At 66.1% G+C, this 13,707-nt stretch carries 13 protein-coding genes and 1 tRNA gene; 5 read left to right on the top strand and 9 right to left on the bottom strand.

Annotated elements, in window-relative coordinates:
• Positions 1-13: 13 nt before the first annotated feature.
• Together ACJMKZ_RS13190 and lspA are read left to right on the top strand one after the other, a co-directional pair.
• Positions 14-946, top strand: a complete 933-nt coding sequence (locus ACJMKZ_RS13190; RefSeq protein ID WP_405233667.1) for a bifunctional riboflavin kinase/FAD synthetase — start codon at positions 14-16, stop codon at positions 944-946.
• Positions 943-1,521 carry a signal peptidase II gene (gene lspA, locus ACJMKZ_RS13185; RefSeq protein WP_405233666.1) on the top strand — a complete coding sequence of 193 codons (579 nt, stop codon included), beginning with the start codon at positions 943-945 and terminating at the stop codon, positions 1,519-1,521. Before ACJMKZ_RS13190 ends, lspA begins: the two co-directional genes overlap by 4 nt.
• A gap of 55 nt (positions 1,522-1,576) precedes the next feature.
• Here lspA and ACJMKZ_RS13180 read toward each other — a convergent pair whose 3' ends face one another.
• The 8 genes from ACJMKZ_RS13180 to ACJMKZ_RS13145 all read right to left on the bottom strand — a co-directional run bounded on the left by ACJMKZ_RS13180 (position 1,577) and on the right by ACJMKZ_RS13145 (position 9,022).
• Positions 1,577-1,990 carry a type IV pilin protein gene (locus ACJMKZ_RS13180; RefSeq protein ID WP_405233665.1) on the bottom strand — a complete coding sequence of 138 codons (414 nt, stop codon included), beginning with the start codon at positions 1,988-1,990 and terminating at the stop codon, positions 1,577-1,579.
• Positions 1,991-2,030: 40 nt separating this feature from the next.
• Entirely contained in the window at positions 2,031-5,429 is a 3,399-nt protein-coding gene (locus ACJMKZ_RS13175; RefSeq protein ID WP_405233664.1) for a pilus assembly protein, read from the bottom strand.
• A gap of 4 nt (positions 5,430-5,433) precedes the next feature.
• Positions 5,434-5,817: a hypothetical protein gene (locus ACJMKZ_RS13170; RefSeq protein WP_405233663.1), complete on the bottom strand. Its 384-nt coding sequence runs from the start codon at positions 5,815-5,817 to the stop codon at positions 5,434-5,436.
• A 30-nt stretch (positions 5,818-5,847) separates the two neighbouring features.
• The gene (locus ACJMKZ_RS13165; RefSeq protein ID WP_405233662.1) at positions 5,848-6,318 is read right to left on the bottom strand and encodes a PilX N-terminal domain-containing pilus assembly protein; all 471 of its coding nucleotides are present in this window, start codon (positions 6,316-6,318) and stop codon (positions 5,848-5,850) included.
• Positions 6,315-7,298, bottom strand: coding sequence for a PilW family protein (locus ACJMKZ_RS13160; protein ID WP_405233661.1), 984 nt, complete (start codon positions 7,296-7,298; stop codon positions 6,315-6,317). Before ACJMKZ_RS13160 ends, ACJMKZ_RS13165 begins: the two co-directional genes overlap by 4 nt.
• Positions 7,298-7,768 (bottom strand): type IV pilus modification protein PilV, encoded by a 471-nt coding sequence (gene pilV, locus ACJMKZ_RS13155; protein WP_405233660.1) that lies wholly within the window; start codon positions 7,766-7,768, stop codon positions 7,298-7,300. Before pilV ends, ACJMKZ_RS13160 begins: the two co-directional genes overlap by 1 nt.
• Positions 7,769-7,797: 29 nt before the next feature.
• The gene (locus ACJMKZ_RS13150; RefSeq protein ID WP_405233659.1) at positions 7,798-8,403 is read right to left on the bottom strand and encodes a GspH/FimT family pseudopilin; all 606 of its coding nucleotides are present in this window, start codon (positions 8,401-8,403) and stop codon (positions 7,798-7,800) included.
• A gap of 91 nt (positions 8,404-8,494) precedes the next feature.
• Entirely contained in the window at positions 8,495-9,022 is a 528-nt protein-coding gene (locus ACJMKZ_RS13145) for a GspH/FimT family pseudopilin (RefSeq protein WP_405233658.1), read from the bottom strand.
• Positions 9,023-9,264: 242 nt separating this feature from the next.
• Between ACJMKZ_RS13145 and ACJMKZ_RS13140 the strand changes: the two genes are divergently transcribed.
• The 3 genes from ACJMKZ_RS13140 to ACJMKZ_RS13130 all read left to right on the top strand — a co-directional run bounded on the left by ACJMKZ_RS13140 (position 9,265) and on the right by ACJMKZ_RS13130 (position 12,781).
• Positions 9,265-9,624 carry a Fur family transcriptional regulator gene (locus ACJMKZ_RS13140; protein ID WP_405234165.1) on the top strand — a complete coding sequence of 120 codons (360 nt, stop codon included), beginning with the start codon at positions 9,265-9,267 and terminating at the stop codon, positions 9,622-9,624.
• A 94-nt stretch (positions 9,625-9,718) separates the two neighbouring features.
• Positions 9,719-9,794 (top strand) — tRNA-Thr (locus tag ACJMKZ_RS13135).
• Between the two features lie 302 nt (positions 9,795-10,096).
• Positions 10,097-12,781 (top strand): EAL domain-containing protein, encoded by a 2,685-nt coding sequence (locus ACJMKZ_RS13130; RefSeq protein ID WP_405233657.1) that lies wholly within the window; start codon positions 10,097-10,099, stop codon positions 12,779-12,781.
• On the opposite strand, the gene nadC is transcribed toward ACJMKZ_RS13130, so the two are convergent.
• Positions 12,778-13,641 carry a carboxylating nicotinate-nucleotide diphosphorylase gene (gene nadC, locus ACJMKZ_RS13125; RefSeq protein ID WP_405233656.1) on the bottom strand — a complete coding sequence of 288 codons (864 nt, stop codon included), beginning with the start codon at positions 13,639-13,641 and terminating at the stop codon, positions 12,778-12,780. The genes ACJMKZ_RS13130 and nadC overlap by 4 nt on opposite strands.
• Positions 13,642-13,707 lie beyond the last annotated feature (66 nt).

Below are 13,707 nucleotides of genomic sequence, written 5' to 3'. Positions count from 1 at the left end.
ACCAGAGGTTTCCATGAAGCTCAGCAGGACGAGAGATTCTTTGCCGCGTCTCGCGGGCCCCGCCGGCAGCGTGCTGACGATCGGCGCGTACGACGGGCTGCATCTCGGCCACCGTCGCATACTCGACCGCGTTCTCGCGGAGGCGCGCGCCCTCGGCGCGGACCCGGTCGTCATGAGCTTCGAACCCACGCCCAAGGAGTTCTTTTCCGGAGAGCGGCCGCCGGCACGTCTCATGCGCTTCCGCGAGAAGTTCCAGGCATTGCGTGAGTACGGCATCCGGGGTTTCTTCTGTCCCCGCTTCGACCGTCGCATGGCCGACATCGGTGTGAAGGAATTCGTGGACACGCTGCTCGTCGAAGGCCTGCGTGTCCGCCACCTCGTGGTCGGCGACGATTTCCGCTTCGCCCGGCGCCGCAGCGGCGGCGTCGAGGACCTGGTGCGGGCCGGTGAGCGTGCCGGCTTCAACGTCGAGCAGGTGCCCAGCGTCGTGGTGGACGGCATCCGCGTCAGCAGCAGTGCGGTGCGCGAGGCGCTGGCCGCCGGCGATATGGAACAGGCCAGGCGTTTCCTCGGCCGCTACTACCGCATGTGCGGCCGGGTCATCCGCGGCCAGCGCCTGGGCCGCTCGCTGGGGTATCCGACCGCCAACGTGAATCTCTGCCGGCGCCAGAGTCCGGTGATGGGCATCTTCGCCGTGCGCGTGGACGGTCTGGGAGAGGCGCCGCTGGACGGCGTCGCCAGCGTGGGGACGCGGCCGACGGTCGACGGGACGAAGCCGCTGCTCGAGGTCCATCTTTTCGATTTCGACGACGAGATCTACGGCCGCTACATCGGCGTCGAGTTCATCGCCAAGCTGCGCGACGAGGCCCGCTTCCCGGACCTCGGCGCCCTGACCGAGCAGATGCACGTGGACGCGGCCCAGGCACGGGAGATACTGGCAGCATGACGGAGGAAGCCGGAGTGAGCGAATCCACCAGCGACGGGGCAAAGGAGGGCGCCGGCGCGGCCGGCGGCGCCACGGCCGTCCACTGGCTGTGGCTATCGCTGGCCGTCCTCGCGGCGGATCAGGCCACGAAGTGGGTGGTCACACGGCAGTTCGAACTCTTCGAATCGGTGGCGGTGAACCCGTATCTGGACCTGACCCTGCTGCACAACACCGGTGCCGCGTTCAGTTTCCTGGCCGATGCCGGAGGCTGGCAGCGCTGGCTGTTCGTCGGTCTCGGCATTGTCGTCAGCATCGTGATCCTCGTCTGGCTGCGACGGCTGCCGGCGCGGGGCCAGTCGTGGCTCGCGATCGGTCTGTCACTCGTGATGGGCGGCGCGCTCGGCAACGTGATCGACCGCGTGCACTACGGTTACGTGATCGACTTCATCCACGTCCACTACCAGGACGCCTACTTCCCGGCGTTCAACCTCGCCGATTCGGCCATCACCGTGGGCGCGGCGTGTCTCATCATCGACGCGCTGTTCTTCTCCGGCCGTGAGGATGCGGGGAAGCAGGGGGGCGGGGAAGAGGCCTGACGGGGCGCCCGGCAACGAAGCGGGCGAGCCCGTCAGGCATCGATTATTGCGCTGGTTACCGGGCCCAGCATTCGTCCGGGCCCATCGGGCCCGAGGTGCGGGTGCCGCGTGCGTCCACCTCGAACCAGCTGCAGCGACCCGCCTCGGAATCGGCACGCTGATAGTCGGCGCGCACTGTGAATCCGGCCGCGTCCCCGTTCGTAATGGAGATTTCGTACTTGCCCGTGTCCGTCGGCTCGGCATTGCTGCCGTAGCCGAACTCGGTCAGCGTGTTGGCGTAGGTGGCGTTCTGCAGGTAGAACTTCTCCTGGTCCGCCGCAATACGGAGCAGCATTGCACGGGCCTCGGTGCGCTGCGAGCGGGCCACGTACTCCCGGTAGTTGGGGTAGGCCAGTACCGCCAGCGTGCCGATGATGACGACGACGATCATCAGTTCCAGCAGCGTGATGCCTTGCATGGTCTTGCGCATGATTCCTCTCTCGTCCGGGACGGGCAGGGACGGGCGCCGATTACTCGACGCCGTCCTCCGTCCAGAAGGTTCTCACAGGCACGTTCTCGAAGCCCGGATCGAAGCACTCGACGCCCACGCAGCCGACCGGATCCGGCGAGCATTCCTTGCCCACGCAGTTCTGCGGATCATCGGGACTCGGGAAGAGGAATACGGTTTCCGGCGCGATGCCCTCCTGCTTGAGCTCTTCCGAACGCGGGTCGGGGTCGGCCACTTCGCCATCCTCCGGCGGCGGCGGGTCGCCATTGACGACGTTCACCTCGTAGAGCCGGTTGACGCCGCCGCCCGGGTTACAGGCGGCCAGATCGGCGACCTTGGGCTGGAAACTCACCACGAAGACCGTGTCGTTGAAGGTGCGCGATTCGGAGAGGATTTTCTCGCCGTCGCGCAGCTGCAGCATCCAGCCGTCATCGCTCGGGTCGAGCACGGTGCCCGTCGGCTCGTTGGTCACGTCCACCAGCGAGGCCTCGGTGACGATCTGTCCCGCGCCCAGGCCGTCGTACCACGCCTGGGGTTGCTGCTGGAAAATGTACGGGTCGCGGATCGAGTAGAAGCGCTCGTCCGTATCGGTGTCCAGCGGATGCGAGCGGTAGCCAGTGCCGATGCTGATGGACAGGTAGCGTTTGTCCTGGACCGGGTCGCGGAAGATTGCGATGTCCGGCGCCACGAAAAAGCGGCGCTCATTTGCAAGGCCCGCCAAGCCGCTCTCGGCGCCGAAGGTGCCGATGACGCCGCCGGCCACGAGATCCGTCGGTGGCTGTCCGTCGAAGATGTCGAAGCGCCAGAGCTGGCCGCCCATGTCGCCCACGTACATGCGGTCGGCGCGGCCGTTGCCGTTCATGTCGGCCACTGTCACGTCCGACGGAATGGCCCGGGTCATCTTCGGCAGTACCAGGTCGTGGGACGCGTCGTTGCCCGCGGACCAGAGCAGATCGCCGTCGTCGATATCCACCATGAAGATGGCGTTACCGAAGGAGTCCTCCGCGCTTGCAAAAGCGCCGGGCGCGTCGTGGGAAACGTCGTAGCCGCCGGCGAAGATCAACACCGTCTTGTGGTCCGCCTGATTGGCGCCGTCGACCGCGACCCTCGCCGGGACGGGCGTCGACCAACTCTGCCCGACGGTCGGGTTGGAGAACTTCCACGCCAGCTCCGGCGACTCCGGATCGGTGATGTCGATGGCATAATAGCTGCCGCCGCCGCGCCGCATGCCGAACACCAGGTAGACGTTGTCGATGCCGGTGTCGATCAGGCCGTTGTTGTTCTTGTCGATGATGACGGCCTGCATGTTGCCGTCGACGCCGTAATGCTTGTTCGCCGACTTCGGATTCTCGAACAGACGGGCCAGGTCGGACAGCTTCTCCCTCGGGATGAAGGCCCAGAGTTCACTGCCGTCTTCCGCGTCGATGGCGTGCACGTAGCCATCGTTGGTACCCACGAATACGATACTCCGGACGTTTGCCTCGTTCGTGCCGTATACGACGACAGCGGGACGAGAATGCAGAGGATCGCCCATCTGGTTGCGCTGGGTGGTAAGCGGGTCGCCATCCTCGTCGAGGATGTCCTCGCCCAGGGCCCACGCAATGAGATCGGACTTCGAGGGTTCGCCTACGGCGCCGGTCAGGCCCAGGTCGGCCAGTGCGAAATTGCCGGCGTTGCCGAGCGAGACTGCGTTGGCCGGAGCCGTGAGATCCACCCCGGCGTTGCCGGTGAGGTTCGTGTAGAGGTTGCGCGAACCGGGGGCCGGAAGCTCATTGGCGGCACCGCCCAGCTGCACGACGCGCCCGTCGTCGACGTCGGACCAGAAACTACGGGCGGTCTCGACCTGGCCCGTGTTCGGATCGGCCTGCTTGAAAAAGCCGGTGGCCGGGTCGACGGCCTCGATGCCGTTGGCGTCGACGATCTTACCGCCCACCAGCTTGTACTTCTTGAGGTTGCCCGGCCAGCGCAGCTTGCGGTCGGCGCGGAATACCGTCACGTACAGCTCGTTCAGATTCTGGGCCCGGTTGAAGGCGTTCACCGGAACGGCCGGTGCCGTGAAGGTCACCTCCTGCTGGCTGATCGTGTTGAGAATCTGCGTCAGCGCATCGGTCAGGCCCTGGGTGTTGTCGGCCGTGTAGTACTGGCCGCCGCCGGCCTCTGCCGTCTCCTTCAGCAGCGGGAAGTCGGTGCGAAAGCCGATGGTGTACGTGTTGACATGAGGTGTACCGAGTTCGCCACCATTTATGTCGCCCTTGAAGAGGTATTCTGCGATGTCGTCCAGGCAGGCGCCGTCGCCGGCGCCGGTGCAGCCGTTGCGGCCCGTCACGACCGAATAATCGGGTAGCCAACTTGTAAGGTTGAAGTCCTGGACATCGCGGTCTGCCGTCGGCTGGCCGTCAGTCAGCATCACGATGAAATTACGTGAGCAGGAAAAACTGACGGGATTGACGTAAGTGTCAGGATTCGTCGACGTGTCCACCGCATCGAGATCCTGGTCCGTACGCCAGTGCCAGTAGTGATACTCGGGGCTCATTCCGCGGTAGTAGCGTGCTGCCTCCCAGAGGGTCTCGGACAGCGGCGTCAGGCCGCTGGCGGGAATGCTGTCGATGACGCCGAAGAGTTCCGCCCGGCTGTCCTCGATGCGTTCCATGGACTTGATCACCATGCCGCCGTTGTCACGGTTGAATCGCATCATGCCGACGTTGACGTCGTTGACGGTGGACAGCACGTTCTTCGCCACCTCCTTGACGATGTCGATGCGGCGCTTCCATACCGTCGGCGGATTGGCGGTCCAGTTCATGTAATTGCCGTCCACGACCTTGTAAGTCGTGTCGGCAAGGCCTGCACCCCAGATCAGTGACTGATCCGCGTCCGAGGTCCAGGGCAGGTTGTCCAGTCCTCGCTGGGCGAACACGGCGGCGCTGAATGCGGATTCGCCGTGCAGGCCGGAATCGCGCGCGCACTCGACGGGGCTCGAGTTGTCACTCGGGTCCAGCCGCGCCCACTGGTCCGTGTCGTCGCCGGCCGGATACTCCCGATACTGGACGAACTTGTCCGTGTACGCACCGGTCGCCCGCAGCTCGGCCGTGGCCCGGTCACAGAAGAACGAGCCCTTGTCGATCTGCGCCAGGTCGACGGAGCAATCCGGGGTCGCGTCGACATTCGTGGTCCAATACAGTTTGGAGTTGTCGCAGGCCCCGCCGTACGCCTGGTCGGGATCATAATCCTCCTGGACTTGCTCCCAGCTGGTCATACTGCCGGACGAGTCCATGATGAACAGGATGTTCGGCCTGTCCTCGGGCAGGGTCTCCGGGTTGAGCACCAGCAGTTCGGTGTCGTCCGCGAGGGCACTGCCACCAACTGCGAGCGAGAGCAGTGCGGCGGCCGCCAGTGCGCGAATGTTCTGTGTCTTGCGAGTCATATCCCTATCCTCGTGTCTCGAACGACCGCTTGCCGGAGGTCTCCGGCGGCGTGCTCACGCTTATCTGCCGTACACGGTTGTCCTCGAGCCGGTAGACGACCGTGCCGACGGCCTCGTCCCGACGGTCCATGTTCAGTACGGCTGCGCGGAAGGCCTTCAGCGTCATCGCCTGGCCATCGAAGACGTAGCTTGTGTCCCCCTCGACCCGCAGCGTCACCACGCCGCAGTCGTCGCATTCCCGCAGGATCACGCTGCCGAACTCGTTGGCGGGGAGTGTCAGATGCTTCACCCACACCTCGTAGGCTTCTTCGACTGCCGGCGGCGCTGCCGCCGCCACCTGGGCGAGGCCGGCGAGCGCCAGCAGGGCCAGTGTCATCCGTAATCTCATGTCGCTGTCTCCCTCGGTGATCCTTCCGCCTCAGGGGCAGACGTCGGTGATGCCCTTCGGCCCGACGATGTAGAAGTTCTGCGTGTGCTCGGCGGTCGCGCCCCGGGTGGATTCCGCGGTCGCGATCGTCTGGAAATGGAATGCGGCGATGCCCTTGCCGGCGCCGATGCTGAAGGCGGCATCCGGCACCAGCGTGTTGCACTGGTATGTGGTGGTCGACTCGACCGTGTCCGTACCGTTTATGGCATGCGGTGCGATGATGTTAGGCGCAGCGGTCTGGAACGTGCCCTGGGCCAGCGCCTCGTCCACGCCGGACTCGGCGGCCTGGAACGCACTCTCCAGATACTGGTTGTTGCCGGCCATGGTGAGTTCGGTGGTGGCCGTGTTCATGCCCGAGATGGCCAGCAGCGTCAGGACCATCAGCAGGACCAGGCCGACCACCAGCGCGGCACCGCTCTGGCGCTGCCGCGAGCCGTTGAATTTTTCGCTCGTCTGCTTCATGTGCGCACGTTCCTCAGCAGTATCGTTTTGGTCTTGACCATGCGGCGGAAGTTGTCGTTGAAAGCGCCCAGGTCGACGTCGGCGAGCTGATAGTTCGTGTCGTCGGCAATGCCCGGCTCGCGCTCGACCGAACGGACGAGGAGCCAGAGCCGGACGGCGATGACCCGGACTTCAGGGTCGAACGCCGCGGAAGCCGGATCGATGAGCGGACTGTCCGGATTGGCGTAACGGTCCACGGTGGCGTTGCCGTCCATATCGAGGCCGAACTGGATCTGCATGTTATCGACGCCGGGCACCACTTCCTCGTCGCGGATCACGGGCGCGCCGCCGACGCTGGCGAGCGAACGGCGCCGCAGGGACGGCACGTTGGGGAAGATGTCCGAGCTCGGCGAAACGTAGTAACCGTTCACTACCAGGTTGTTGGTCTGGGTGCCGCCGCCCACGAACCCGCCGGGGGCCACGCCGTTCGAATAGAGCTGGCCCTGCAGACGGGTCGTCTCCAGCTGTATGACGCCCGCCGTGGGCGCGCTCGGCGTGATGCGTGCATGGCGGACCACAAAGCTGTCGGAATTCGGCACGAAGTCGCCGGCGCCCACGCAGGGCCAGTTGGTCGTGTTGTTCGCGCCCTCTATCGGCCGCAGCAGATCTGTCACGAAGTCCGCGCCGCAGCCGGCCGGGGGGTTGATGTTCAGCGGATCGGGGTCCGCCGTGGTGGCGCGGCCCTCGACGAGGTCCGGCCGGCTCAGCAGTCCCCAGTAGCTCGCCATGCGCAGATCGGGTTCGATGACGTTGAAGGCGAATTCTCCGTTCTCCTGCACCCGCGCGATATTTTCGTTAACGATGTAGGCGCTGCGGCTCTGCACGTAAACCTGCACCGCGCCGATGATCAGAAACGAACCGATCACCAGGGCGACCATCAATTCGATCAGCGTAACGCCGTGCTGGCGCCGGTAGCCGTGATTTGCGTTGAAGACATCCATCAGTTCATCGCCTGTACCTGAATGGTGTAGGAGGGCGGCGTCGGCTGACCCGCCTCGTCCCAGTTGACCGTGACCGTGTAAGTCCACGGCACCGTCGCCTGGTCCAGCTGGACGTCGACGTCGCCAGCCGGCAGCGTCTGCTGGGCCTGCTGGCTCCACAGGAAAATATCGTGCTGTGCCATCTGGTCGGCGTCGCAGTCGATCAGACCGGTATCGCAGTCGTTGTCCGCACCGGCGCCTTCGTAAGTGATGCCGGCGGTGCGATTGGCCCGGATCCGGTCGGCGACGTCGCCGGCCAGTGTTACCGCCTGGGTGCGGAACTGCGCTGTACGGCCGGCCTGCAGCGTCTGCAGGTACAGCCCGGCGATGCCGAGCATCCCCACCGACATGACCACCATGGCGATCAGCGCCTCGATCAGGGTGAAGCCCCTTATTCTCTGCATCAGGTTCGCGTTCATCCTCTCGCTCATCCGTTCTTTCCGTGCTTCCCGGTCCGGCTTCACGGGCAGCCGGCGCCGACCAGCGCGTCGGCCACGTTCTGGACCAGGGCCACCTCGCGCACGATCTGGGGCCGGCCGGGGCCGTCCATGCGCAGGGCGCGCGCCGCGGACAGCCCGCCGGCCGCCGGCACGTTGCCCCGCGCGTCGCACATCAGGGCGCCGCGCAGGGCGGGAGCACCGCCTACGTCGCCGCGGCCGAAGCCGGTGGCGGCGTAGGAGAAATAGTTGGCGCCGCCGTTGGTCTGCAGCGTGATGCCGTCCCGTATATCGCCCACGCCGCGGATCACTTCTTCGCCGGCATCGATCGCGATGTCGCCGTCGTCGTCCGCGAAGACCACCCAGCCGTCGGCGAATGTGCCGCCGCAGGCCGGGTTGGCCGCCTCGGCGTTCAGGCTGGAACACACTGTGACCGGCGCCTTGCGCTTGACCGCCTCGCTGCGGGCCAGCGTGAAGGCGGCGAGCAGGTCGTTGGACGTCGCGGCCATGCGGTTGTTGCGTGTGAACTCGAGGAAATTGGGCACTCCCAGGGACAGGATGATGCCCATGACCACGACCGTGACCAGCAGTTCGTAGAGCGTAAAGCCGTGTTGTGCGGTTTTTTCCATGAGCCGGACACTACCGCTCGTCGCGACAGGGGGGAAATATTCCCGATGAGCGGTCACTCAGGCCGGACGAGCGGCACCTTTCGCGCCCTGTTCACGCGTGCGGGCAGGCCAGGCTTGCCGGTGCGTCGTGCCCCGGCGCACTCCGCGGCCGGCCGGTATAGCTCACGATCAGCGCGCGGGCAGGGACGCGGCCGGTGCCGTCGCAGATCAGGAAGGTGCCGTTCGTGTTGCGCCTGCGCACGCCGCGCAGGGTGTAGCGGCGCCGGTTCGTCATTATGTTCACTGCGGCGGCGGGGCGATGGCGGCGGAGCACCGCCTCGACGGGGTCCGCCCGGCCGTCGTCATCGTCGTCCACAAACAGCATCCAGCCGCCGCCCCAGTCGGCATCGCCGGTGCAGCGGCTGCCGTCGGCGGACTGGCACAGGACGAGGTTCAGCCGGCGCTTGATGGCCTCCTGGCGGCCGAGGTGCAGCGCGTGGTGCAGGGCGTTGACCTCGGTCGTCAGGCGATTGCGCGCAATCAGGCTGCCGAGCGGCGGGGCGCCGATCACGATCAGGATGGTCGCCACGCTCAGCGTGACCAGCAACTCGTACAGTGAATAGCCGCGGTGTAGGGACATGGCCTGGTTCCCTCCGGTGCCTGTTGACCGCAGGGGGCATTGTCGGCGGCGAGCGTCGGCCGAGCGAGCGCGATTCCCGGGCGAGCCGCCCCGAAATCGGGCTTGTGCGTCATTTTGAGAATCATTAACATCTTCTCCGGAACATTGGACTCGGACCAAGCCTATACTTGGTCTAAACCTGAAGCGGTGCGTATCCCTTGAACAGACAGGAAGTCGAAAAGCGCCTCGAATCCCACGGCGTCATGCCCACGCCCCAGCGAGTCGACGTGGCCAGCATCCTGCTGGAGCGTCCCCAGCATCTGTCCGCCGAGCAGATCCTGGAGCGTTTGCGCGAGCGGGGCAGCCGGGTGTCGAAGGCGACCATCTACAACACGCTGAAGCTGTTCAGCGACAAGGGCCTCGCCCGGGAAGTCAACGTGGATCCCAGTCGGCTCTTCTACGATTCGACCACGCACCCGCACCACCACTTCTACAACGTGGACACGGGGGAGTTGTCGGACATCCCGTCCGGGCAGGTGGCGATCATGGACGTCCCCGATCTGCCGGCCGGTACCGAGCAGGAGAGCGTCGAGCTCATCATACGGGTTCGGGACAAGCGCTGAGGCACCAAGCGCTGAGGCACCATAGGGCACGCCCTCGGGCAGGCGGTGGATTGCCTGCCTATCCCGCATTATCTATACTCGCCGCCCACCCGGGGCCGAAGTAGCTCAGTCGGTAGAGCAACGCATTCGTAATGCGTAGGTCGTCAGTTCGAGTCTGACCTTCGGCACCAGCCCCCGCCCCGGGTTTTCCCCCGAGCATCTCCCCGGTCTGGGTTTTTGCCCGCGCAAACGATGCCGTGCACGTCACCGGCAGGAGACCGCACCGGCACTGACATCGATGCTCGACCGATCCGTCATGCATAACCCAAGTCATTCCGGTTACTTAGCTTGTATTCTTAGAATATCGTGTCAGAATGCGTTCCTAACACAGCGCAGGCGGGGGATTCCGGAAGTGAGAACGCTGTCAATCCAACGGTCCGTGCGGGCTTCCTAGAATGTCCCGACTGACTGCCGACGGGTGCAAAGCCTCGAGATGATCAGCGAGAAGGATCTGCGGGCCGGCATCGCCGGCGACACCCTCGCCTCACGGCGCGGTTCCGGGCAATATCCCGCGATCGCGGTGGACGCCGTCTATACCAAACTCGCGATCAATCTCCTCACCCTCGAGAAGGACACGGCCGGGGCGGTCATCGAATCCGTGGTCGAGGATCTGCGTGATGCGGCGGGCGTCGACGTCGCGTTCGTCTGCCTGGCCGACGAGCGGGGGGCGCGCATCGAGACGGTGATCGCGGCGACTTCCCCCTACAGCATCTGCCGGCCCCAGGTACTCCAGCACCAGGAACTCGCCGAGTGGCGCTGGCTGGCCCGGGGCATGAGCGGCCAGCGTCTGCTGGAGATCGGCGACTGCAGCCGGCCGCCAGCAGGCGGCGAGGCGGAGGCCGCCCGCCTCGCCGAGATCGGCCTGGGCGCCTGCCTGCTGATCGGCGTCGGCACCGTCGAAGGCCCGGCCGGCTTCATCGCGCTTGCCAACGAGGCGCCGGGAGACGGCTGGGACGCCAACCTGAAACTGCTGCTGAAGCTGCTCGGTTCCAGCTTCGGCGCCGGCGTCGAACGCATACGCACCCGCGCCGAGCTGGCCCACATCCGCGAGCGCGACGAACTGCTGTCCGAAACCGCCAACGATGGCATCTGGGACTTCGACGGTCGCGCGAAGGCCGTGTGGTTCTCCCGCCGCTGGAAGACCATGCTGGGCTACGACGAGGACGAGGAGGATCTCTCCCCGGACTGGTACCGCCTTGTGCATCCCGACGACATGACCCGTGTCCAGGCGAAGATGCGCGAACATTTGGAGGGCCGGGCGGACTACTTCGAGAGCGTCCACCGCATGCGCCACTCCAGCGGCGACTGGCGCTGGATGATCAGCCGTGCCAAGGCCCTGCAGGATGACAACGGCCGGCTGCGGCGGCTGGTCGGCGTAGAGGTGGACATCACCGAGCGCAAGCTCTACGAGGAGGCGCTGTTCCGCGAGAAGGAGAGCGCCCAGATCACGCTGCAGTCCATCGGCGACGGCGTGGTCACGACGGACGCCGAGTGCAACGTGGAATACGTGAACCCGGTGGCCGAGGAGCTCACCGGCTGGAAGGTGGACAGCGCTACGGGCCGGGCGGTGGACGAGATATTCCGCGCCTATCACGAGGAGACCTGCGAGCCGCTCGAGAATCCGGTAGCCGTGGCCATCCGCCGCAACCGCTCCATCAAATCGGTGCGCCCGACGCTGCTGATCACCCGCGACGGTAACGAGCTGTACGTGGAATCGACGGCATCGCCGATCCGGGACGGCTCGGGCAACGTGACGGGCGGAGTGCTGATATTCCACGACGTGAGCGAGGCGCGGGAGCTCAACCGCAAGCTGGCCTACCACGCCAGCCACGACATGCTCACCCAGCTGGTGAACCGGCGCGAGTTCGAGAGCCGGCTGGAACGGGCACTGAAGAGCGCGAAGGCGAGGGAGACTTCCTACGCGCTCTGCTACATGGACCTCGACCAGTTCAAGATCGTCAACGACAGCTGCGGCCACAGCGCCGGCGATGCGCTCCTGGCCCAGCTCGGCGCGCTGCTGAAGTCGAAGATCCGCTGGCGGGACACGCTGGCGCGCCTCGGCGGCGACGAGTTCGGCGTGCTCCTGGAGAGCTGCAACCTGGACGAGGCCATGCGCACCGCCGAGGAACTGCGCGAGACGGTGGCCGACTACAGGTTCGTCTGGGACGAGCGCAGTTTCCGGCTCGGTGCCAGCATTGGCGTGGTGCCCATCACCGCGGACAACGACGATGTGGCGGCGCTGCTGTCTGCCGCCGACAGCGCCTGCGCGGCGGCGAAGGAGGCGGGCAGGAACCGCATCCACAGCTATCACGAGAACGACATCGATCTCATGCGCCGCCGCCGCGAGATGCAGTGGGCCGCGCGCATCAACAACGCGCTGGAGGAGTCGCGCTTCGAACTCTTCCGCCAGACCATCCTGCCGCTGCAGGGCGAGGACCGGGGCGCTCATTACGAATTGCTGCTGCGCATGCGCGACGAAGCCGGCGCCATGGTATCGCCGGAGCTGTTCATCAACGCGGCCGAGCGCTACGGCATCACGCCGAACATCGATCGCTGGGTGATCTCCAACGCCTTCCGCTGGCTGGTCTCCGAGGCGGACGAGCGCGAGCGGCTGGATCTGTGCTCCATCAACCTGTCCGGCCAGAGTCTCGGCGACGAGAAGTTCCTGCCCTTCGTCATCGACCAATTCCAGGTGAGCGGTCTCGACGCCACCAAGATCTGTTTCGAGATCACAGAGACGGCTGCCATCGCCAGCTACTCCCAGGCCAACCGGTTCATCAATGCGCTGAAGGAACTCGGCTGCAAGTTCGCCCTGGACGACTTCGGCACCGGTCTGTCGTCGTTCGGCTACCTGAAGCACTTCCCCGTCGACTTCCTGAAGATCGACGGCAGCTTCGTCAAGGAGATCCTGCACGATCCCATCGACCGGGAGATGGTTCGCTCGATCAACGAGATCGGTCACCTCACCGGCAAGCAGACCATCGCGGAGTTCGCCGAGAACGAGGAGATCATCACCATGCTGCGCGGCATGGGCATCGACTATGCCCAGGGGTACGGCGTTTCCGAGCCGAAACGTGTGCAGCAGAACTTCGCCGCCGAGTCGCTGGAGCCCCTCTAGCGCCCGCCGGCCGCCGCCCCGAACCGCATCGAGTAGTCCACGGCGCGCAGGTGCTTGGTGAGCGCGCCCACCGAGATGAAGTCCACGCCGGTCTCCGCGACGGCCGCCATATCGTCCATCTCCAGCCCGCCGGATGCCTCCAGCGTGGCGCCCGTGCCGCCGTCCCGGGTGAGGCGCACGGCCTCGCGCAGGGCATCGAGCGGGAAGTTGTCCAGCAGCAGACGGTCGGCCCCGGCGGCCAGCGCCTGGCGCAGCTCCTCGATGTTCTCGACTTCCACCTCGACGGGCAGCGCGGGGTTTTCGGTGCGGGCGCGCGAGACGGCTGCCGCGATGCCGCCGCACGCGATGATGTGGTTCTCCTTGACGAGCACGGCGTCGAAAAGGCCGATGCGGTGGTTTACCGCCCCGCCGCAGCGCACGGCGTACTTCTGGGCGAGCCGCAGGCCCGGGATCGTCTTGCGGGTATCGAGTATGCGGCAGCCGGTGTGCGCGACGGCGGCCGCGTAGCGGGCCGCGGCCGTGGCGGTCCCGGACAGCGTCTGCAGGAAGTTCAGTGCGGTGCGCTCGCCGGTCAGGATCGGCCGGGCCGGCCCCTCGAGGGAGCAGACCGTCTCGCCCGGCGCCAGCCGGTCGCCGTCGTCGGCCTGCCATTCGATGCGGATGGTCTCGTCCAGTACGGCGAACACCCGGTCGAACCAGGCTCGGCCGCAGAGTATCGCGTTCTCGCGGCAGACCACCGTGGCGTGGGATCGGGCCCCGGCGCCGATCAGCGCCGCCGTCACGTCGCCGCCACCGACGTCCTCCGCCAGGGCGGCGTCCACGCTCGCCCGGATGTGCGCCGAGAGCCTGTGTTCCTGCATTTCCGCTGCCTCCGCGCCGCGCCGCGCCGCGACGATACGCCAGAGCGTCTCTGGTCACAAGCGCCA

Source organism: Lentisalinibacter salinarum (assembly GCF_040706555.1).
GTDB classification, from domain to species: Bacteria; Pseudomonadota; Gammaproteobacteria; order Steroidobacterales; family Woeseiaceae; genus Lentisalinibacter; species Lentisalinibacter salinarum.
The sequence above is the reverse complement of the archived record's forward strand: the minus strand, read 5'-3'. Positions and strand labels throughout refer to the sequence as shown.

What these genes read in the sequence shown, in the direction of transcription:
- ACJMKZ_RS13190 (WP_405233667.1), top strand. Translation starts at nt 14, where the DNA reads ATGAAGCTCAGCAGGACGAGAGATTCTTTGCCGCGTCTCGCGGGCCCC.
- lspA (WP_405233666.1), top strand. Translation starts at nt 943, where the DNA reads ATGACGGAGGAAGCCGGAGTGAGCGAATCCACCAGCGACGGGGCAAAG.
- ACJMKZ_RS13180 (WP_405233665.1), bottom strand. Translation starts at nt 1,990, where the DNA reads ATGCGCAAGACCATGCAAGGCATCACGCTGCTGGAACTGATGATCGTC.
- ACJMKZ_RS13175 (WP_405233664.1), bottom strand. Translation starts at nt 5,429, where the DNA reads ATGACTCGCAAGACACAGAACATTCGCGCACTGGCGGCCGCCGCACTG.
- ACJMKZ_RS13170 (WP_405233663.1), bottom strand. Translation starts at nt 5,817, where the DNA reads ATGAGATTACGGATGACACTGGCCCTGCTGGCGCTCGCCGGCCTCGCC.
- ACJMKZ_RS13165 (WP_405233662.1), bottom strand. Translation starts at nt 6,318, where the DNA reads ATGAAGCAGACGAGCGAAAAATTCAACGGCTCGCGGCAGCGCCAGAGC.
- ACJMKZ_RS13160 (WP_405233661.1), bottom strand. Translation starts at nt 7,298, where the DNA reads ATGGATGTCTTCAACGCAAATCACGGCTACCGGCGCCAGCACGGCGTT.
- pilV (WP_405233660.1), bottom strand. Translation starts at nt 7,768, where the DNA reads ATGAGCGAGAGGATGAACGCGAACCTGATGCAGAGAATAAGGGGCTTC.
- ACJMKZ_RS13150 (WP_405233659.1), bottom strand. Translation starts at nt 8,403, where the DNA reads ATGGAAAAAACCGCACAACACGGCTTTACGCTCTACGAACTGCTGGTC.
- ACJMKZ_RS13145 (WP_405233658.1), bottom strand. Translation starts at nt 9,022, where the DNA reads ATGTCCCTACACCGCGGCTATTCACTGTACGAGTTGCTGGTCACGCTG.
- ACJMKZ_RS13140 (WP_405234165.1), top strand. Translation starts at nt 9,265, where the DNA reads ATGCCCACGCCCCAGCGAGTCGACGTGGCCAGCATCCTGCTGGAGCGT.
- ACJMKZ_RS13130 (WP_405233657.1), top strand. Translation starts at nt 10,097, where the DNA reads ATGATCAGCGAGAAGGATCTGCGGGCCGGCATCGCCGGCGACACCCTC.
- nadC (WP_405233656.1), bottom strand. Translation starts at nt 13,641, where the DNA reads ATGCAGGAACACAGGCTCTCGGCGCACATCCGGGCGAGCGTGGACGCC.